This window comes from Limnobaculum zhutongyuii (assembly GCF_004295645.1).
In the GTDB taxonomy this organism is placed as follows: domain Bacteria; phylum Pseudomonadota; class Gammaproteobacteria; order Enterobacterales; family Enterobacteriaceae; genus Limnobaculum; species Limnobaculum zhutongyuii.
This window is the reverse complement of sequence record NZ_CP034752.1, coordinates 1,723,950-1,743,505: the sequence shown is the minus strand read 5'-3', so window position 1 is coordinate 1,743,505 and position 19,556 is coordinate 1,723,950. Positions and strand designations below refer to the sequence as shown.

Genomic DNA, 19,556 nt, shown 5'->3' with positions numbered 1-19,556 from the left:
TAAAGCTTCATTTATTACGTTCACGTACCCTACTTAATGTTTTACTGGGTAATTCACCAAACATATCGCGGTATTGTGCAGAAAAACGGGCTAAATGTTGGAATCCCCACCGGGTAGCCACATCCGATACAGTAGTGTTCGGTTTAGCCTCCATTAGATCACGCAATGCGCCATTCATTCGCATATTTACAAACCAGTTTTTAGGCGACATTCCCACCGAATTTTTAAAAATAAACTCTAAAGCTCTCAGGGTATAGCCGGTTGCTTTAGCCAGATCGCTTAATTTGAGATTGTTTTCCTGTCCTGACAACATCAGCTGTTCAGTTGCCATTATTAATTGCCCGTGCAATAGAGTTAAACTGTTGGGTTTTATTGGGTCAGCCTGACCTTCAGAAGCAAAAATAGCGTTAATAAAGCCGTTCAGCAGCGCTATTGACAGCATTCGTGATACTTCTTCACTTAATGCTGTCTCACCAGGCTTGTAAGCCATCTGTTTTATATCCAGAAACAGGGTCTTTAACTGTTCGTAGTTTTCAGTTTTCAGCGGAAAGGTCATAATCTGATGAGGTATCAGTTTAATTTTTCCACGATCATATTCATCTAATGCTTCCTGTAATTTCTCTCTGGAAATTGCGTAAGTAAACCATTCAGCCTCTCCCATCGACTGATAAAGAATTTCTGCTCCTTCAGGATAAATACGCAAATTGCCGATACCGGTAGGTATACCGTTATATCGAGTATATTCACCACCTTTAATGGTAAGCCCCAGATAGACATATTCTGAGGATGCCTTACCTCTGCCAATAAGCGCGCCCAAATGATGCCCGGACTCCAGACGGGTTTCGCCTAATGAAAGTTGAAAGTTTCGCGCTTCATTATTATCTTCAATACTTATGATCCTACGTTCAAAGTAGCCGCCCTCCACTACTTCAAATTTGTTTACCATATCCAATCCATGGCTAGTTTCTTCATGATACTTTGACTTTGACAAGGATGTCATAAGCACTTAACCACCTGATTAATTTAATGAATTCATAACAAAAGATATCAAAAACTGCCGTTTACATAACCAACGAACGTTTTAAGGTATAGTAATACCTGCAAAGGGTCTCATTATTAAGCCCCCATATAACGCTTTTCATATTCAGTATAAGGTAGATTTATGATCTCAGTATTCGGCCATCTAAACCCGGACAGTGACTCAATATGCTGCGCTATTGTTGTCAGCGACTGGCTAAACTTTAGCGGACAATCCGCAACGGCTTATCGCCTGGGAGAACTAAACCCAGAAACTGAGTTTATCCTGTCACAAGCAGAATACCTTTCACCGTCATTACTTGAGCATAACATCGCAGACCAACCAGTCTGGCTGGTTGATTTCAGCGATTTAGAACAAGGCCCGGAGAATCTGAATAAAAGCCAGGTGATCGGTTTAATTGACCATCATCGTCTGGGATCATTAATCACCACGGAACCTCTTGATGCATGGATAAGAAGAGTGGGCTGTTGTGCTACTCTGGTTTTCGATATTGTTACCCATACCCCAGGTTATCAATTAAGCCAGTCACATGCATTACTACTGCTCGGCGCTATACTTAGCGATACCGTTGCCTTTCAATCACCGACGACTACCGAGCAAGACAAACAAACGGCCCATAAACTAAGCCAGATAGCTAAAGTCAATTTGGACAGTTTTATCATTAAACTGCTGGATGCCAAAACTGATATAAGCGGACTTAGTGTCGAACGTTTGCTGCAAAAAGATGAGAAAAACTACCTTATTGGCGAATATAAGCTCATTCTTGGTCAAATCGAGGTCAGTGATTTCCACGCCATTGAGAGTCAGGTACCCGCACTACAACAGGAGATGGAAAAGCGCGCACAGAGTGAAGGACTAGATTTTTATGTTTTGATGATAACCTCGCTATTTAGCTCACAAAGCTGCCTCTACTTTTCCCAAAACAATCCCATAAGTCAGTCACCGATTACCATTGAAAATATGTTAAGTCGCAAAAAACAGTTAGTACCTTGGTTAACCCAAAAACTGAATGCAGACAAATAATTAAGTATGGCAACATACCCACTATCTAATTTTCACGTTACACTGAACAATATCTGCCATCGGGAAGGAGTAATAATGAAGAAGTTAACCTTAAAAGATTTAACTGAAAGCCAGTTACAGCAGATCAAAATGAAACAGGCACAATTAAAAAGGGAATTAGGCCGCTCTTTAACCAATAGTGAACTCAACAAAGCAAAAGAAGACGTTATTGCTCAAATAATGAAAGAGTTGGAAAAAGAAGAGAAGAAAGCCCGGGCAGAAAAGAAGAAAGATAAATATGTTCCCAGCGATGAAACCTTTAGTTGGAGCAAGAAAAATCATTCCCGGGGTGTTCGGTAATCGTTAACCTATATAAAGAAAGCAAACGTCGGGCTAAGCCCGACGCGTACAAAGGTGATTTCACAACAATATCCGCAGATTACTTCATCGTCGGGATAAACTTTGCCAGGTTTTTAATATCCTCATCCGTCAGACGTTTTTTCACCTGATTTCCAGCCCCCTTCACATCGCCATTTCGCCGCTCTGTTAATGCTTCAATAATCTGCTGCTCCGTCAGGCTGATTAATGGACGAGCTTTGTTCAGAGCCGTTTTTTCGCCCTTCTTACCATGGCAGGAAGCACAGTTCATGTTATAAAATTTTTGTTCTGATTGTGCTGTTATTGCCGGACATATCCAGCCAGACAACAGCAACATTAGCCCCAAATAACCGGTTTTCATCAACGGTATTATCCCTTAGCTTTCTGGAAAATCGCCTTTAGCTGAGGCTCATGCATCATCCCTACATATTGGCCCTGTAAGGTTCCCTGTGGGTCAATTAAGAATGATGTTGGGGTGCCTATCACCTGATAACGTTCCTGAGTAATTGCCAGTTGATCGCGCACGTTAGGGAATGAAACCTTCATATCTGTTAATAGCGCCTGAATATTGGCATCTTCTTTATCAGTATTAATACCAACCACCACGATGTTATCCCGATATTCCTGACTTAATTTCTCCAGCGTTGGCATTTCTGCCAGACAACCACCGCAGTTGGAAGCCCAAAAATTCAGATAAATATATTTACCCTTCCACTGCTCCAGAGAGGCTTTATTTCCAGATAAGTCATAAGCCGCCAGCGTAGGCGCAGCTGTACCAATCTTCGCTTTTTCTTCTTTGCACCCTGACAGCAATAATGCCGCACTGATAAGCAGCAATAGGCCAGATTTACCTATGTTAAACCGCATTTTCTACCTCGCGATTATTCACTTCTTCACTCAGATATTTGCCATGTTGTAACCGAACAATACGATCGGCAAAACGCCCCAGTTCAGGGTTGTGAGTTACCATCACAATGGTTCGCCCTTGCTTATGCAAATCCGTCAGTAAACCTAAAACTAACTGTTCATTCTGTTCATCCAGATTTCCCGTTGGTTCATCGGCAAAAATCACTGGCGGTTCATTAACTAACGCCCGGGCAATACATACTCGCTGTTGTTCACCACCAGAAAGCTGGCTGGGTAAATGGTCAAAACGATGCCCTAACCCTACCTGCTCCAGCACTTTACGCGCCGCCTTCTCATCAACCACGCTATGGTAATGCTGAGCCAACATCACATTCTCCAGCGCAGTAAGAAACGGTATCAGGTGAAACTGCTGAAATACTAAACCAATTTTATCCGAGCGGAACGCCCGACGACCTTCTTCATCCAGCGCCGCAGCATCGGTACCATCAAGCAGTACCTGACCTTCACTGGCGGTATCCAGGCAGGTCAAAATATTCATCAGCGTGGTTTTGCCCGAACCTGATGCACCCATAATGGCGATAAACTCCCCGCGTTTAATCTGCAGGTTAATATCATCCAGAGCAACAACCTGGCCAAACCGCTTATACAAATGGCGGGTTTCAATCACCCAGGGTGAGGAGTTCTGACTAACTGATTGCGTCACCGTTATTCTCCTTTTAGAACTTTAGCCGGTTCAATCTTCACGGCGCGATAAGTCGGTAAAACGGCTGCAATCAAAGCAACCAATAATGACAGGATAAAGGTTAATGGAATAACCTGAGCCCGCAGGTCGATGGAGGCAGAGAACACCGCTTGCCCCAGAATCTGCGCCAGAATATAGCCAATCACAACGCCAGCAATAATCGCAAACAGGGCGATAATCATGGTTTCTGCCATAATCTGACGCACAATATCCCGCCCTTTAGCCCCCAGCGCTTTTTGCAGCGCAAACTCTTTCGAGCGTTCGCTGACGATCGCCATTAGCGTGGTGTTTACACACAGGGTCGACAATACCAAAATTACCAGAGAGACTAGCCCCATTAATCCCTTAATCTTATCCAGTACCTGACCTTCACTGGCCGATACCTTACGAATAGGTCGAATCTCCAAATCCGGATAATGCTGCTGCAACTGTTGAGCAAAGGCGTCAACCTGACCCGCTTCGTTACTGACGCTCAATAAACCATGACTGATCACCCCTGGTTGTTTCAACCAACTTTGGGCTAAAGGCAGATTGATAATCAGCACGTTATCCGTCGCATCGCCGGATTCAACAATTCCTCTGATTTGCAGTGATTTTTTTTGGTCACCATCAACCAACACCAGAGAATCACCGACTTTCAGCTCAAGGCGATTCGCCAGCTTATAGCCAATCATCGCTTTGCGATCGTCAAAGCTAACGCTAAGCCAGCTACCGGTAACCTGCCAGTAAGGAACAATTTGTTTAAGTGATTCAAATCTGACGCCCATTACCACCACTTTTTCCAGCTCGGTACGCACCATACCATACAGATAAGGGCTTTCAGCGCCAATTAGTCCCTTGGGAGCCTGTTCGATAATTTGCTGATAATCGTTTAACGGTAAGGTATTTCCATGACCGGGGCCAATATAGAAATTAGCGCCAAAAGTGCGTAATTCCTGGCTCATTTTGGTATTAATATCGAAATAAACCGCAGACATTGCTGTCACGATCGCAGCCCCAACCGCCAGAGCAGCAAAAATCACAACTACCCGCTGCATTCTTAGCTTCAGTGCACGTAATACCAGACGCCAGAACATATTTTGAGAATGATTAGCGCCCATACAGTACCTCCACCGGATACAGATGAGCGATACGGCGCGCCGGGAACCAGGTACCCGCCAGCGCAATCAGTACTGACAGTACCAGAACACAAGGCACAACAATCCAGGCAAAGCTTAATGGCGCATCAAACAGCATCAGACCAATACCTTTCGCCAGTCCCCATCCGGCGATACACCCCAGCAGCCCACCAATCACACCGCTCATGGCCGCCTCCAGATAGAACAGCATCATGATTTGCCACTGTCTTGCGCCCAGCGCCTTCATTAACCCAATCTCTTTGGTACGTTCCATAATGTTACTGGTCATCAGAGAAGCGATCCCCATTGCTGATGCCAGTAATGCAGCCAGAGTCACAACCGCCAGCAACAGTTGAATCTTTTCAATCACAATCCCTTCGGAAGCAGCAACCTGCCAGATGGGCCGCACGCCGGAACCAGAAATGGCCTCTTCCAACTGATGCGCAATCGAAGAGACATAGGCGGTGCAATACCACAGGTCATACTCTTCCGCATCCAGCGATTCCAAATCGGCTCTGGCTTTTCGTGACAGCTCATTTTCAGGCACCGTCAAAGCCGATACCCGAATGGCCTGTACTTTCCCCTGAAGTCCTGAGAGCGCCTGAACCTGAGCCAGCGGTAATACCAGTTGCTGTTCCTCATCGCCACCGCTGGCCAGAATGCCACTAATGGTCACATCCAGTGTAGTTTTTGCACCCTTTAACGTGACAATGTCACCAACCTTCCAGCCGGTTTGTTGTGCTAACTGCTGGCCTAACAGAGCTTCTTGTTTTTTACCGCTCTCATCTGGCCACTGGCCTGAAACCTGCCAATAAGTACTGATAATCTTCTGACCGGTGTGATAATTCTCTTCATCAGGCACATCGACTTTTTGCTCAAAGAAAGTTCCTAAAACAGGAATCGTCTTCCCCTGAACCTCCACTTCACTACTCAACAGTGGCGCAAAACCCATAATATTATTGCGCCAGAAGATATCTTTAATATTAGGCAGCTCGGCCTGATCGAGAAAATCCTGCCCGGCCAGTGGGTTACTCTTTTCACCAAACAGAGACGGTAAAGTCGCCTGTCCTGCCGGTTCAATCAGAATATTGGCGCCGTAGGATTTCATCTCCCGCGCCATTTTGTCACCAATATCTATCGAGACTGCCAGCAAGGCCGACACCAGCCCCGCCGCCAGAAAAATCGTCATCACCGCCAATAACTTTTTACGGATATTTCGCGACCATGACTGTCGTAACATAAGCCACAGCATGGTTATTGGTCCTCCTTCACGAACTTCTCAGGGTTGTCCCTGAAGGCTTCATAATTTGCCGCCGTAGAGAAGAAGTAGGTTTTTCCGGCAAAGGTATAACGATGTTCTGCTTTAGTATTGGTTAGTTTGCTGCCATCAACCGGATCGGTCACTTCCAGCGTCACGATGGTCGAGAAGTAATTCAGCCCACTTTCCAGCGATTTTTTACTGATGGTCAATTCCGTGTCGGTCATCTCCCATTCATCAATCGGCACCGGATTACAGCCACCGGGTTTACCAATTGATGGGATAAAGATACGTACATCACAGGCAACACAAATAACCTGATTACCTTCCATTACGTATCCCTGATCGCCACACAGCAAGCAGGCATCAAATACGACTCCCAAGCGTAACTTATCCGGATAGCGATTTATGACAAAGAAGCGCACTGCTTTACCATCTTCAGCTACCCAGACAAAACGATGCAGCTTGCCGTCCCTTACCTGTTCAACGGGAATATGCACTAAACCATCACTGGCCAGGGTTACCGGTAGCGCTTCAGAAAGTCTTGGTGGCTGAGAGGCAACTTTATCCCAATACAGTTGCGCTCCCGCGGTCAATAACGCCAATAGTATTGTGATAACAAAAATGCGGCGAGAATCCTGATAATGAGCCACCGCTTTACGATGCTCAATAGGGCGTGGTTCTGCCCGGGCGATAGAACGAGGCCGTACCACATTGATTAAATAAACAACACCGCTTAGCAACAACACACCGGCACATACATAACTGTTCAGATTATTAGCATTAGTGACTTTTGCTACGTAGCTGAGTAAGGATTTGGTTAACTCAACCACCTGCAACTTCATCAAAACCAGCATCAGTTCGCCAGACAGCGGCGCTAACAGCAATAATGACAGAACAATCAGCAGCGGCCAGCGTAAATGACGCAGTTGACGCATACAAAACGTCATCAATGCACCAGAAAATGCCACCAGGATTAATCCCGCTACCACCGCACTGATATTCAACAACAAATCCGTGTTGATAACATTCGTGGCCGTAATCGCACTAAGGTTTGGCGTCTGTCCCCAACGTAGTGCTGCAACAAACAACAAAACTAACTGCCAGAAATAGCCCACTTTTGACGACGATATCAGCTGGCTCAGCAAAAACAACAATATTAGCGTCAGTTGTAATGCAGTAAAAAACAGTACCCACTGCTGAGATGTTGGAAGATTAATACCGGTTGCCGTTCCGGCAAAAAATCCCAGCAGGCTTAACCAGATTAATGGACGAACTCGAGGCGTTTTGCGTAAAGACCAGCTAAGCCCCAATAGCAAGGCGGTTGGTAGAAATGATTGTAATACCGAAACCAGAAAATAACTCATCATCGACTTGTACCCCGCTCACTGTCAGAACCGGAGCGGCAATGTAATCAGAATTTATTATTAGTTTTATGAGCTATCACCGTCCCATAAAACCAACAACACAGAAATATTAAAACAACCGCCGGGTAAGCTAATTCACTCACCCGGCGAGGCTGGACTTAGTTCAAACCGACATATTTAAAGTCGAAGCTAACATCAAACGGTTTCCACCAACGACCAACACCCGTTTCACTATCGGTATGGCGGTGTAAACCCGCTTTTGATGGTGGTTCAATGTGGTAAGTCACTTTATAGTTACCTACACCCATCATTTTAATGTTGGCACCGTAATGAGGGCCATCGCCAGCAACCATTGGCATGAAGGTACCTTCCTGTTTTTCACCGGTATCGGTGTTAACCAGGGTATAAGCGATGGTCAGGTATGGCATCCACTCTCCGGCACCAAAACCATTCTTATTACCTTCAACTGAATGGATATCCGCTTCCAGATGAATATCGGCTTTAGCTGCTGGGATACCCATACCGCGAGGCTCCATGTCGATCGGCTGTAAATAAACCGCAGCAATCTCCATTTCATTCATTTTGACAGGTTCACCGGCTGGATACTCTTTAAAAGCAAATGCGGCAGGCGCAGTAAACAGACTCGCAACCAGCGCACCAGTAACTAATGTTTTATTCATTGCCATCTTTTTTTCCATCCTCTTTATTATCAATATTGATATTGCCGCTTCACCGCGACATTAAGAACATACGCAAAGCAACGATCAAAGCTTCCTGTTATGCATTCGCCGCTGTCGCAGACGAATTTTTTTTCATCACCCAAAGCGCAATCAGAGCGGCTACAATTAATACCGCCTGTGGAGCCAGGGTTTCGATATAGGGGTAAATCCCCAGCCAGGATATTTCAGGCATACCTGACAACAACGTAGGCTCAAACAGTTTTCCTTCGATCAACTCCAGAACACCTTTGCCCGCGAAAACAAATGCCATCAGATACATAAAGCTACCGGTAAACATGAAGAACGGTTTTAGCGGTAACTTCACTACAGTAAAACGCATGATCAGATAGGCAATCAGTAAAATGACACAGCCAATAACAAAGCCGGCCAGAATAGAAAGATGACCGCTGACAGAGGTGGAGTCCCCCATCAGGGCAAAATAGAACAGAACAGTTTCAGCTCCTTCGCGGTATACCGCCAGGAAACAGGTCAACCAAAGGCCCACTACCGAACCGGTACTTAATGATTGGGAAAGCTTACCTTCCAGGTAGGCTTTCCAGTGACGAGCTTCCACTTTAGACAGTAACCAATAACTCATGGAGAACAACATCACTACCGCGATCAGCATAGTTATCCCTTCCAGTAACTCGCGGCTGGCACCGGAGTTAGAGAATAACCACTGGAACAGCACCGCCGTTATTACACTGGCAACCAGCGCGACATAAACTGACTGGCGAATTAACGGTAGCTTGTCGTGGTGATTATTCTTCACCAGATAGGCCACAATCGCGGCGACAATCAGCAGCGCTTCCAAACCTTCACGTACAATGATCAACAGGCTGTAAACCAACAGACTCCAGCTGGTTTGACCGCCGGTACCCAACATTTCTACTGCGGTCTTTAAATCCTGCTGTAATGCCTGAGACTGTTGCTGTATCGCCTCAACAGGTTGTCCTGCTTTAATCTGGCTCACCATGCGAGTGAAGTAACCTTCGATTTTGGTTTTAAACGCAGAATCGCGGGAGCCGATTTTATTCTCCATTCCGCTGGCTTCAAACAGGTCAAAGTAGGCGTCCTGGATAGCCATCATCGCCCCTTTGCCATCACCCGTTCGATATTGTTCCAGCGCAGCATTAACCGCCTTATCAATATCCGTCACCACTTTCTGCCAGTCGGCATCCGGAGTTGCATCTTCAGTAACACCGTTGGTGGTAGCTACAGCCTGCTGTGTATCACGCGTCGTTGGTAGTCCGGGAAGAAGGTCTTCAAGATCCTGTAATAAAGCAGTGATGCGATAGCTGACTTCATTCATTTGATCGGCTTCACCACTGATTTTAATCAGCTCGTTAAACTGGCGATTAATTTCACCGGCCTGTTGCGAAGAGCGATTTTGGCGAACAGACATCTCCATCTCAGAGTTTTTAAACCCATCATATTGGGCTTTTTGAACTCGAAGACGTGCTTCTGCATAATTATTTTGTTGATACAGCGTGATAGCTTCTGCCAGCAAATCATCGATGGTTTTAAAACTCTGCTGCCAGTAAGGGGCTATTTGATCATTATCATAAGTACCGTGCTGCTGTTCCGCCGTCAGTTGATGACCATCCGCCAGAACGGGCAGTACGCTATCCAACTCCCCTTTCAGCCAGTTAATTCTTTCATCAACTTCGCTTTGCGGTTTACCGTCGCCAATCATCTTTCTGATTTCGCCAAAAGCGGCTTCCATCTGATAACTTTTTTGTGCAGAGATATTGATGCGAATTGGCCCTTCCAGATTTTCAAATACTTCAAAGTAAGCCATCTGGACTTCGGTACGTGCATCAGCAATTTGCTGCTGTTGGTAGAGTTGAGAAGTTTTATCTAAGCGCTGGCGAATATCATCCGTCAACTGCTTATAATCGGTATCCGCGACAACAACAGCGCTGAGCGCCAGCCATCCAATGCAGAGCAACAAAGCTTTCTGAATAATACGCATAATTATGATATACATTCTCACAATGATATTTATTCTCATTATACGTAGTTAATTAATATAATAAACCTGATCTCTATCAAACTATGGCAAAAGCAGAGACAGATATCTCTGATTATCAAAAAACCATTAGAACGACCCGATACATCAATGTTTGGTCAAAAACAGACTGGGTGTTACCGCCTGTAACGGTATAAATAGAAAGATGGGTGATTTAGCTTTACCTCAGCGGGTAACTAAATTGGCCTAAAAAATACCTGTCAATTATACTAGGCTTATAGTTGTACGAGTGATAATCAGAAAAAACAGTCAAAAAATGACCAAAATGTTAAATAATCATCAATTATTATCGAATTAAACATCCTGATTTAGTGTTTATCTTCGTGTTAAGGTGATAAATCAGGTCAAATATCCGTATATTTCTTTTTTTTAACCAAATTTTTAGGTTTGAGATTAAAAAAGCATCAAATCGATATATCCATAATAGTAAAGTGGTTATTAATAGAGTGAAAACAAAAATTAATCACCATTAGAATCATGATGTTATTGGTTTTTTGTTGTAACGCTCACAACTCTTGTACCGACTTTTGTTCAAGCCTTACCTATTAGGCGAAAAACTGTTAAAATTGACACATATCAAATAAAGTAGAGTTAAATTTTATGATTCCGGAAAAGCGAACAATTCGGCGCATACAATCAGGCGGATGTGCAATCCACTGTCAGGATTGCTGTATCAGCCCGTTATGCATTCCTTTTACGCTGAATGAGCATGAACTGAATCAGCTCGACAATATTATTGAGCGTAAAAAGCCGATTCAGAAAGGTCAGGCACTGTTTAAAGCAGGCGATGATCTTAAGTCTCTGTATGCTATTCGCTCCGGTACCATAAAAAGCTATACCATCACTGAACAAGGTGATGAACAAATCACCGGTTTCCATCTGGCGGGTGACTTAGTGGGTTTTGATGCCATTGGTAATCATATGCACCCAAGCTTTGCTCAGGCTCTCGAAACTTCGATGGTATGTGAAATTCCTTATGAAGTGTTGGATGACCTGTCTGGCAAAATGCCAAGCTTGCGTCAGCAAATCATGCGTTTAATGAGCGGTGAGATTAAAGGCGATCAGGACATGATCCTGTTGCTGTCGAAGAAAAATGCTGAAGAACGTCTGGCTGCTTTCATCTATAACCTCTCCCGTCGTTTTGCACAACGCGGCTTCTCTCCAAGAGAGTTTCGCCTGACCATGACCCGTGGTGATATTGGTAACTATTTAGGCCTGACGGTCGAAACTATCAGTCGTTTATTGGGTCGATTCCAAAAAAGCGAAATCCTGAGCGTTAAAGGTAAATATATTACTATTCAGGATATCGACACCCTGGCCGAGCTGGCTGGTCAAAATCAAAGCGAATAATCATCGTCGGATCAAGATTTTACCTAAATCTTGATCCGAGTCCCGTTCCTCTTCTGTTCTGTTCCCGTTATATGGTTTATCTTTAACTATACTTTAGGTATTTAACGGGAGGCGCTTATGGCACATTATCAAAATCTTCTTGTCGCAATCGATCCGGATGAAGAGGATCAAGCAGCTCTACGGCGCGCCGTCTATCTTGTTCGCCGTAACGGCGGGAAAATTAAGGCATTTCTGCCTATTTTTGATTTCTCTTATGAAGTAACCAGCCTGCTTTCTCAGGATGAGCGTATGGCGATGCGTCAAAGCGCTATCGATCAGCGCGTCGCCTGGATACGCCAGTTAAGCCACTACTATCTGGAATCGGGTGTTAACATCGAAATTAAGGTGGTCTGGCATAAACGCTATCATGAAGCGGTCATTGAAGAAATTATTGAGCACGACCATGACCTGCTGCTTAAAGCGGCTCATCAGCACGATATGCTGGAATCGGTGATCTTCACCCCGCTGGACTGGCACCTGTTACGTAAAGCCCCTTGTGCCGTTTGGATGGTAAAAGATCAGCCGTGGCCGGAACATGGTAGAGCGCTGGTTTCCGTCAACCTTTCCAGTGAAGAAGACTTCCACGATGAGTTAAACCGTAAACTGGTAAGAGAATCTTTAGAACTGGCAGCCTTTGCTGACAGCACCGAAGTGCATCTGGTCAGTGCGTACCCTTCTACCTCAATCAATATTGCTATTGAGTTACCGGAGTTTGATCCTACGGTTTACAACAATGCGATTCGCGGTCAGTTTTTGGTGGCCATGAAAGCACTGCGCCAGGAGTTTGGTATACCGGAAGAGCTGACTCACGTAGAGAAAGGCATGCCGGAAGACGTTATCCCTGCCGTGGCAGAACAAATTCATGCCGGTATTGTGGTGCTGGGTACCGTCGGCAGAACCGGACTGTCCGCAGCCTTTATTGGTAATACTGCAGAACGTGTGATCGGACATCTGAAATGCGACCTTCTGGCTGTGAAGCCAGACGATACTTCAGAGCACGACGATCATGATGATGAAGATTAGTTGAGCTTGAGTTATTAAAAAGGGCCGCGATTGCGGCCCTTTGTTTTGCTTATTTTAATGAATCTTATAAAGCACGCAGGATTTTATCTACGCTCTCTTTAGCATCACCAAACAGCATTTGGGTATTTTCTTTGAAGAACAGAGGGTTCTGAACGCCAGCATAACCAGTATTCATAGAACGTTTAAATACGATAACGTTCTGCGCTTTCCACACTTCAAGTACTGGCATACCTGCGATTGGACTACGAGGGTCTTCCATCGCTGCAGGGTTAACCGTGTCGTTTGCACCAATGACTAATACGGTATCGGTATCCGGGAAATCTTCGTTGATTTCATCCATCTCCAGCACGATGTCATAAGGTACTTTTGCTTCTGCCAGTAACACGTTCATATGGCCTGGTAAACGACCCGCAACTGGGTGAATACCAAAGCGAACTTTGATGCCACGCTCGCGCAGCTTAGCGGTAATATCCGCAACCGGATATTGCGCCTGTGCTACCGCCATACCGTACCCTGGGGTGATAATGACAGAGCTGGAGTTCTTCAGCAGTTCTGCCACTTCTTCCGCCGTGGTTTCACGGTGTTCGCCCACTTCTTCATCTTCACCAGTTGAAGAACCATCAGTACCAAACCCACCGGCAATAACACTGATAAATGAGCGGTTCATCGCCTTACACATAATGTAAGACAGAATCGCACCGGAAGAACCAACCAGCGCACCGGTTACGATCAACAGATCGTTGCTTAACATAAAGCCCGCTGCCGCTGCTGCCCAACCTGAGTAGGAGTTCAGCATTGAAACCACCACCGGCATATCTGCACCGCCAATAGATGCCACCAGATGCCAGCCAAATGCCAGTGCAATCAGTGTCATTATCAGTAATGCAAACACCTGAAATCCGGTGCTATCGCTGTTAACGAACAGAATCATCAGTACAAATGAAACCAATACCGCTGCCAGATTCAGCTTATGGCGGTGAGGCAACATCATTGGTTTTGATGAAATAGTGCCGCGAAGTTTACCAAACGCTACTACCGAACCAGTAAAGGTGACCGCACCGATGAAGATCCCAAGGAATACTTCAACATTGTGAATGTTTAACACCACTTGCAGTTCGTGTGCAGGTACGCCTTCCATATGTGGGCCAACGATATAGCTGTTAAAACCAACTAATACCGCTGCCAGACCAACGAAGCTGTGCAGAATAGCAACCAGCTCCGGCATTTCGGTCATCTCCACTTTTCTGGCGAGATAAATACCAATAGCGCCACCAATGATCATCGCCATGATAATCCAGCCCACATTACTTGAGTAAGGCCCGAAAATCGTTGCGATTAAAGCAATCGCCATCCCCAGTACGCCAAAGGTGTTACCCATTTTTGACGTTTCATGCTTGGATAAACCAGCAAGACTGAAAATAAATAGAACCGCGGCAACAATATATGCGGCAGTAACTAATCCTCCAGACATATTTGTTACTCCTTAGTTCTTCCGGAACATTTTCAGCATGCGCTGGGTGACGGTGAATCCACCAAAGATATTAATACTGGCAATCAGTACCGCGATAAATGAGAAGAATGTGACCCATCCACCGTGACCGATCTGCAACAGTGCCCCGACCACAATAATGCCCGATATCGCATTAGTTACGGACATCAACGGGGTATGCAGCGCATGACTTACGTTCCACACCACGTAATAACCGACCACACATGCCAGTGCGAAAACGGTAAAGTGGGAAAGGAAAGAGGCCGGTGCAACGCTGGCCAACCAACCAAACAGGATGATAGCCAACGCCAGTAAGGCATATTTTTTCACTGGCGAAGAAGGTGCCGCTTCCGCTTTGGCTGCCATCACATCGGCAACTTTTGGCTTCTGTGGTTGAGCTGAAACTTTGATTGGTGGCGCAGGCCAGGTGATTTCGCCGGTTTTTACTACCGTAACACCGCGAATCACATCATCTTCAAAGTTAATGTCCAGCTCACCGTTCTTCTCTTTGCACAGCAGCTTTAACAGGTTAACCAGGTTGGTACCATAAAGCTGAGAAGACTGGGTTGGTAAACGGCTTGGCAGATCGGTGTAACCGATGATTTTCACGCCGTTTGGTGTTTCAGTGATCTGATCTGCTACGGTCAGATCGCAGTTACCACCGTTTTGTGCCGCCAGGTCAACGATTACGCTGCCGGGCTTCATGGATTCAACCATGGCGGTAGTAATCAGTTTTGGTGCTGGTTTGCCAGGAATCAATGCGGTAGTAACAATAATATCCACATCTTTCGCCTGAGCGGCAAACAGCTCCATTTCGGCTTTGATAAAGGCTTCAGACATGACTTTGGCATAACCATCACCACTGCCCGCTTCTTCCTCGAAATCTAACTCAAGGAATTCAGCCCCCATACTCTGAACCTGTTCTTTTACTTCAGGACGGGTATCAAACGCACGGACAATCGCTCCCAGACTGCCAGCGGCGCCGATAGCTGCCAGACCGGCAACGCCTGCCCCTATCACCATCACTTTTGCCGGAGGCACTTTACCTGCGGCAGTAATTTGTCCGGTAAAGAAACGACCAAACTCGTGTGCAGCTTCAACAATCGCACGATAACCGGCGATGTTAGCCATTGAGCTTAGCGCATCCATTGACTGGGCACGTGAAATGCGAGGTACCGAATCCATTGCCAGTACGGTAACTTTTTTGTCGGCCAGTTTCTGCATCAATTCCGGATTTTGCGCAGGCCAAATAAAGCTGACCAGCGTAGTGCCTTCACGAAGCAATTCGATTTCAAACTCTTCTGGCGCATTAACTTTCAAAATAATATCTGACTGCCAGACATCATCTGTTGAGACAATCGTTGCCGCGGCAGCTTCATAAGCTGAGTCCTCAAAGCTGGCAAGTTTACCTGCTCCTTGTTCTATGGCCACAGTGAAGCCTAACTTGATTAACTGCTCAACCGTTTTCGGTGTTGCAGCAACCCGGGCTTCATTGGCCAACCGCTCTCTTGGTACACCAATTCGCATAATATTCCCTTTCATCGGTCGTGGATGATAAGTGTATTGTTAAACCTTACTTATTTATTACATTATTGAGCCGAGAACACTGGATTGGGGTAATCATCATAAAACGATAATTACCCCGGTTAATTCAGCTGCCTATAACCTACTGAAAATATACTCGGCGATCCACCGTTCTCTCTCTTTATCCGCAAGTTTTTTATCTGATTGTTATCAAAGTAGTGTAAATCAGCCTGATTTCTGGCTAACCTAGTGATAACGGAATGATGAAAAATGCTAAAGCATCCCCTGTAATTCCATGACATAATCGCTTACCCTTGTCGGTACTGATTTATGCATACGTTAACAAATGTTAATAATTAAGGCGTAAAGGATCCTTTTATGAAGCTGAAGACAACGCTAATTACTACAGCCCTGCTTTCCGGAATGGCTTTCTCTGTGTTTGCTGCCGAAGAACTCACCCCTGAGAAGGCTGATTCATTAGCACCTTTTGACAGAATCACTTTTTCTGGTCGTTACGATAGTATCTACGACGCCAACAAAGCAGCATCAAAACAAGCGGATAAGCGTGGTGCATCAGCGTTCTTTGTTCGTGATATTAGTGAAGTTAATAACGGCAGTAATTCACGGGTTACCGTTGATCTGTACCATACCGACGCTAAACCAGCCGTTGAAGAAGTGAAGTACCGTGTGTATAGCGGCGTGCGTGAATTACCTCGCGACGAGGCCAGCAAGCTTGAACCTTTTGATACCGTTTCTATTCGCGGTAACTTCCCTATTCAGGATGATATCAACAGCACTATTGGTAAGTTGGCCAGTGAGAAAGGAGCTTACTCTTTCTTTATCGTCAGACAAATCGATGCAAACCGTGGTGCTAACCAATACGTAACGGCATTTATCTATAAGAAAGATGCTCCGGAACGTAAAATTCAAATAAAAGATGACCCAATTCCGGCTGATTCAGATGCAGGTAAAGCTGCACTGGCTGCAGGTGGTGCAGCGGCGGCCGAAGTTGAAATTCCAAACGTAGCATCTTCCACCTCTTTCAGTGGTGATGTAGGTCGTTTCTTTGAAACTCAGACCAGCTCAGAAGGCTCCCGTTATACCGTGACGCTGAAAGATGGTACTAAAGTTCAAATGCTGAATAACGCAACCGCAATGAAAATGACACCGTTTGACAGCATTACCTTTACGGATAACTTCAGCAACTCAGTTGAGATGTATGAACAGATTGCTAAACGCGCAGCGGCGAAAGGTGGTAAATATTTCCACGTAACCCGCGAGTGGCAAAAAGGCAGTGGCAACACCACCGTAACGGCAGATATATTTAAATAAATCATTTGGTTATAAAAATTGAGGGCGATAGATTATCGCCCTTTTTTATTGTTGTTATTTCCCCTTCAATGTTCGGTCCTTTTTCAGTGCATTAATCCATTGCAACGTCAGTCATCGCTACGTAGAATCAGCAAAATTTTTTAGCCAATCTGCCACAGCATATGTGTTGTAGCCCAACAGGCTAATTTGACCGCTCTTTATCAGGTATCTGACGTTGGAAAAAAAACTCGGCCTTACCACGCTAACCGCGCTGGTGTTAAGTTCTATGCTCGGCGCTGGCATATTCAGCCTTCCGCAAAATATGGCTGAAGTGGCAAGCCCGGCAGCGCTGCTGATAGGTTGGGCCATCACCGGTACCGGTATTCTGTTTCTGGCTTTCGCTCTGTTGCTGCTAACCCGTATTCGCCCCGATCTGGATGGAGGTATATTTACCTACGCTAAAGAAGGTTTTGGTGAACTGATCGGTTTCTGTTCTGCCTGGGGTTATTGGATTTGTGCCGTGGTAGCCAACCTCTCCTATTTGGTGATTGTGTTTGCTGCCCTGAGCTTTTTTACCGACTCTCCCGGGCATGTTGTTTTTGGTGAAGGTAATACCTGGCAGGCTATGCTGGGCGCTTCCGTACTGTTATGGATTGTGCATGGCTTAATATTACGCGGTGTACAAACTGCGGCACTAATAAACCTGATAGCCACACTGGCTAAGCTAATCCCTATCGCGTTATTCATCATTCTGGCTACGCTGGCTTTTAATATTGATGTTTTCAAACTCGACTTCACCGGTGTTAATCTTGGTCAGCCAGTTTGGGAGCAGGTAAAAAGTACCATGCTGATCACCCTGTGGGTGTTTATCGGGATTGAAGGTGCGGTGGTGGTTTCCGGCCGGGCAAAGCATAAAGCCGATGTAGGGCGTGCAACCGTGTTGGCGGTTCTGATGGCCCTGTGTGTTTATCTGCTGATCACGTTGCTGTCGCTGGGCGTAGTACCTCGCATTGAGTTAGCCGGGATGCGTAACCCATCCATGTCCGGCGTCATGGTTATGCTAATGGGACCAATTGGTGAAATTGTTATTGCCGCAGGCTTAATTATTTCAGTGTGTGCCGCCTATCTGAGCTGGACGATTATGGCCGCTGAGGTTCCATTTTTAGCGGCTCAGCATGGCGCTTTTCCCCATGCGTTTATTCACCAGAATCATAAAGGTGCCCCTTCAGCGTCCTTGTGGTTCACCAACGGCATTATCCAGCTCAGTCTGCTGTTAATCTGGCTGACGGGAAGTAACTACAATACCCTGTTGATCATTGCTTCTGAGATGATTCTTATCCCTTATTTTCTGGTTGGCGCTTTCCTGCTGAAAGAAGCTATTCGCCGTAAAAGCATGAAACTGGGGCTAACCGCCGCTGGAGCCAGTATTTATGGTCTGTGGTTAATTTACGCTTCCGGTCTGGAAAATCTGTTTATGTCAGTGGTGCTGTATGCGCCCGGCATTCTGGTATTTATCTATGCTCGTTATGCGGCGATTAACAAAAAGAAACCGTTGAACGTTACTGAGCGCGCCATTATTGTTTTGCTGTTTGTTTTGTTGGCACCGGCGTTGTGGATGACGTTATCGTAAGGGTTGAGTGAGTTGAGTATCGAGTCAGTTTCGTCCACTAATAGTATTGAGTCCAAATAGACTACGGTGCAAGTGGCCGAGTTAAGGGGGCTTGCGAGCCCCCTTAACAATCCCGCGCTTTCGCACACGAATCCAGGTCGCAGCCGGTGAAGTCTGCTGATTCCCAGTCGATATGATGGAATTCGCCGCCGGACAAATCGGAGCCGCAAAATCGGGCGGCTAGTAGGTTAGCTTCCGACCAGCGGTTTTCTCGCAGTTCGCACTGTTCTAAAACCACATCTTCAAAATTACAGTAGCTGAAGTTATTACGTAGAAAACTGGCGGAGCAGAAATAACTATTGCTACCGATCATATTCACAAAGCTGGCGCCTTTAAAATTCGCCCCCAATACTTTACAATCGGCTATTTCTAACTCCATGGCATCAATATGCCGAAAATCCGCTAGGCTCAAATTGCAGTGGTGGAAATGGCTCTCTTTCAACATAGCACGATAAAACGAGCAACCGCTGTCTTGCTGCTCGTCATAGAATTTACAGTGCAGAAATTGCATCTCACTCAAATCCACACGGTCAAAACTACACTGATAAAACTGACAATGCTCAACGATTTCATCAGGAAAATCACTGCGAATAAACGCCTTGTCTCGAAATACCTGATGCTTCATCGCT

18 protein-coding genes are annotated in these 19,556 nt (G+C 45.6%); 6 read left to right on the top strand and 12 right to left on the bottom strand.

Features of this window, described 5'->3' with window-relative positions:
• Positions 1-7: 7 nt before the first annotated feature.
• A complete protein-coding gene (locus EKN56_RS07575; RefSeq protein ID WP_168189625.1) occupies positions 8-946 on the bottom strand; it encodes a helix-turn-helix domain-containing protein in 939 nt (312 codons plus the stop codon).
• 216 nt (positions 947-1,162) lie between these two features.
• On the opposite strand from EKN56_RS07575, the gene EKN56_RS07570 reads away from it, so the two are divergent.
• Entirely contained in the window at positions 1,163-2,062 is a 900-nt protein-coding gene (locus EKN56_RS07570; RefSeq protein WP_130591217.1) for a manganese-dependent inorganic pyrophosphatase, read from the top strand.
• 75 nt (positions 2,063-2,137) lie between these two features.
• Positions 2,138-2,401 carry a DUF3811 domain-containing protein gene (gene yjbD, locus EKN56_RS07565; RefSeq protein ID WP_130591216.1) on the top strand — a complete coding sequence of 88 codons (264 nt, stop codon included), beginning with the start codon at positions 2,138-2,140 and terminating at the stop codon, positions 2,399-2,401.
• A 79-nt stretch (positions 2,402-2,480) separates the two neighbouring features.
• On the opposite strand, the gene EKN56_RS07560 is transcribed toward yjbD, so the two are convergent.
• The 8 genes from EKN56_RS07560 to EKN56_RS07525 form a co-directional block, all read right to left on the bottom strand.
• Positions 2,481-2,780, bottom strand: a complete 300-nt coding sequence (locus EKN56_RS07560) for a c-type cytochrome (RefSeq protein WP_130591215.1) — start codon at positions 2,778-2,780, stop codon at positions 2,481-2,483.
• Positions 2,781-2,788: 8 nt separating this feature from the next.
• Complete coding sequence (locus tag EKN56_RS07555; protein WP_130591214.1) at positions 2,789-3,286, bottom strand: TlpA family protein disulfide reductase; 498 nt, start codon at positions 3,284-3,286, stop codon at positions 2,789-2,791.
• Positions 3,276-3,989 (bottom strand): ABC transporter ATP-binding protein, encoded by a 714-nt coding sequence (locus EKN56_RS07550; RefSeq protein ID WP_246019997.1) that lies wholly within the window; start codon positions 3,987-3,989, stop codon positions 3,276-3,278. Before EKN56_RS07550 ends, EKN56_RS07555 begins: the two co-directional genes overlap by 11 nt.
• A gap of 2 nt (positions 3,990-3,991) precedes the next feature.
• Complete coding sequence (locus tag EKN56_RS07545) at positions 3,992-5,104, bottom strand: ABC transporter permease (protein ID WP_130593635.1); 1,113 nt, start codon at positions 5,102-5,104, stop codon at positions 3,992-3,994.
• A gap of 13 nt (positions 5,105-5,117) precedes the next feature.
• On the bottom strand, positions 5,118-6,398 hold the full coding sequence (locus tag EKN56_RS07540) for an ABC transporter permease (protein ID WP_130591212.1): 1,281 nt from the start codon (positions 6,396-6,398) through the stop codon (positions 5,118-5,120).
• A gap of 2 nt (positions 6,399-6,400) precedes the next feature.
• Positions 6,401-7,771 (bottom strand): Fe-S-containing protein, encoded by a 1,371-nt coding sequence (locus EKN56_RS07535; protein ID WP_130593634.1) that lies wholly within the window; start codon positions 7,769-7,771, stop codon positions 6,401-6,403.
• A gap of 158 nt (positions 7,772-7,929) precedes the next feature.
• On the bottom strand, positions 7,930-8,457 hold the full coding sequence (locus EKN56_RS07530) for an iron transporter (RefSeq protein ID WP_130591211.1): 528 nt from the start codon (positions 8,455-8,457) through the stop codon (positions 7,930-7,932).
• A 91-nt stretch (positions 8,458-8,548) separates the two neighbouring features.
• Positions 8,549-10,465 carry an FTR1 family iron permease gene (locus EKN56_RS07525; RefSeq protein ID WP_130591210.1) on the bottom strand — a complete coding sequence of 639 codons (1,917 nt, stop codon included), beginning with the start codon at positions 10,463-10,465 and terminating at the stop codon, positions 8,549-8,551.
• 657 nt (positions 10,466-11,122) lie between these two features.
• Here EKN56_RS07525 and EKN56_RS07520 point away from each other — a divergent pair.
• Positions 11,123-11,872 carry an FNR family transcription factor gene (locus EKN56_RS07520; protein ID WP_130591209.1) on the top strand — a complete coding sequence of 250 codons (750 nt, stop codon included), beginning with the start codon at positions 11,123-11,125 and terminating at the stop codon, positions 11,870-11,872.
• A gap of 117 nt (positions 11,873-11,989) precedes the next feature.
• Positions 11,990-12,934, top strand: a complete 945-nt coding sequence (gene uspE / locus EKN56_RS07515) for a universal stress protein UspE (protein ID WP_130591208.1) — start codon at positions 11,990-11,992, stop codon at positions 12,932-12,934.
• Positions 12,935-12,998: 64 nt separating this feature from the next.
• Here uspE and pntB read toward each other — a convergent pair whose 3' ends face one another.
• Together pntB and pntA are read right to left on the bottom strand one after the other, a co-directional pair.
• Positions 12,999-14,405, bottom strand: a complete 1,407-nt coding sequence (gene pntB / locus EKN56_RS07510; RefSeq protein ID WP_130591207.1) for a Re/Si-specific NAD(P)(+) transhydrogenase subunit beta — start codon at positions 14,403-14,405, stop codon at positions 12,999-13,001.
• A gap of 12 nt (positions 14,406-14,417) precedes the next feature.
• A complete protein-coding gene (pntA, locus tag EKN56_RS07505) occupies positions 14,418-15,950 on the bottom strand; it encodes a Re/Si-specific NAD(P)(+) transhydrogenase subunit alpha (RefSeq protein WP_130591206.1) in 1,533 nt (510 codons plus the stop codon).
• Positions 15,951-16,325: 375 nt separating this feature from the next.
• Between pntA and ydgH the strand changes: the two genes are divergently transcribed.
• Positions 16,326-17,279: a DUF1471 family protein YdgH gene (gene ydgH, locus EKN56_RS07500; RefSeq protein ID WP_130591205.1), complete on the top strand. Its 954-nt coding sequence runs from the start codon at positions 16,326-16,328 to the stop codon at positions 17,277-17,279.
• Positions 17,280-17,493: 214 nt separating this feature from the next.
• Positions 17,494-18,888 carry an amino acid permease gene (locus EKN56_RS07495; protein ID WP_130591204.1) on the top strand — a complete coding sequence of 465 codons (1,395 nt, stop codon included), beginning with the start codon at positions 17,494-17,496 and terminating at the stop codon, positions 18,886-18,888.
• Between the two features lie 103 nt (positions 18,889-18,991).
• Here the strand turns inward: EKN56_RS07495 and EKN56_RS07490 are convergent, their stop codons facing one another.
• Complete coding sequence (locus EKN56_RS07490; protein ID WP_130591203.1) at positions 18,992-19,552, bottom strand: pentapeptide repeat-containing protein; 561 nt, start codon at positions 19,550-19,552, stop codon at positions 18,992-18,994.
• Positions 19,553-19,556: the final 4 nt, after the last annotated feature.

Bases quoted from the DNA above. Each gene is read 5' to 3' on its own strand.
- pntA (WP_130591206.1), bottom strand. From the start codon at position 15,950: ATGCGAATTGGTGTACCAAGAGAGCGGTTGGCCAATGAAGCCCGGGTT.
- EKN56_RS07545 (WP_130593635.1), bottom strand. From the start codon at position 5,104: ATGTTCTGGCGTCTGGTATTACGTGCACTGAAGCTAAGAATGCAGCGG.
- EKN56_RS07530 (WP_130591211.1), bottom strand. From the start codon at position 8,457: ATGGCAATGAATAAAACATTAGTTACTGGTGCGCTGGTTGCGAGTCTG.
- EKN56_RS07540 (WP_130591212.1), bottom strand. From the start codon at position 6,398: ATGCTGTGGCTTATGTTACGACAGTCATGGTCGCGAAATATCCGTAAA.
- EKN56_RS07575 (WP_168189625.1), bottom strand. From the start codon at position 946: ATGGTAAACAAATTTGAAGTAGTGGAGGGCGGCTACTTTGAACGTAGG.
- EKN56_RS07520 (WP_130591209.1), top strand. From the start codon at position 11,123: ATGATTCCGGAAAAGCGAACAATTCGGCGCATACAATCAGGCGGATGT.
- EKN56_RS07570 (WP_130591217.1), top strand. From the start codon at position 1,163: ATGATCTCAGTATTCGGCCATCTAAACCCGGACAGTGACTCAATATGC.
- EKN56_RS07535 (WP_130593634.1), bottom strand. From the start codon at position 7,771: ATGAGTTATTTTCTGGTTTCGGTATTACAATCATTTCTACCAACCGCC.
- EKN56_RS07525 (WP_130591210.1), bottom strand. From the start codon at position 10,465: ATGCGTATTATTCAGAAAGCTTTGTTGCTCTGCATTGGATGGCTGGCG.
- uspE (WP_130591208.1), top strand. From the start codon at position 11,990: ATGGCACATTATCAAAATCTTCTTGTCGCAATCGATCCGGATGAAGAG.
- yjbD (WP_130591216.1), top strand. From the start codon at position 2,138: ATGAAGAAGTTAACCTTAAAAGATTTAACTGAAAGCCAGTTACAGCAG.
- EKN56_RS07490 (WP_130591203.1), bottom strand. From the start codon at position 19,552: ATGAAGCATCAGGTATTTCGAGACAAGGCGTTTATTCGCAGTGATTTT.
- EKN56_RS07560 (WP_130591215.1), bottom strand. From the start codon at position 2,780: ATGAAAACCGGTTATTTGGGGCTAATGTTGCTGTTGTCTGGCTGGATA.
- ydgH (WP_130591205.1), top strand. From the start codon at position 16,326: ATGAAGCTGAAGACAACGCTAATTACTACAGCCCTGCTTTCCGGAATG.
- EKN56_RS07555 (WP_130591214.1), bottom strand. From the start codon at position 3,286: ATGCGGTTTAACATAGGTAAATCTGGCCTATTGCTGCTTATCAGTGCG.
- pntB (WP_130591207.1), bottom strand. From the start codon at position 14,405: ATGTCTGGAGGATTAGTTACTGCCGCATATATTGTTGCCGCGGTTCTA.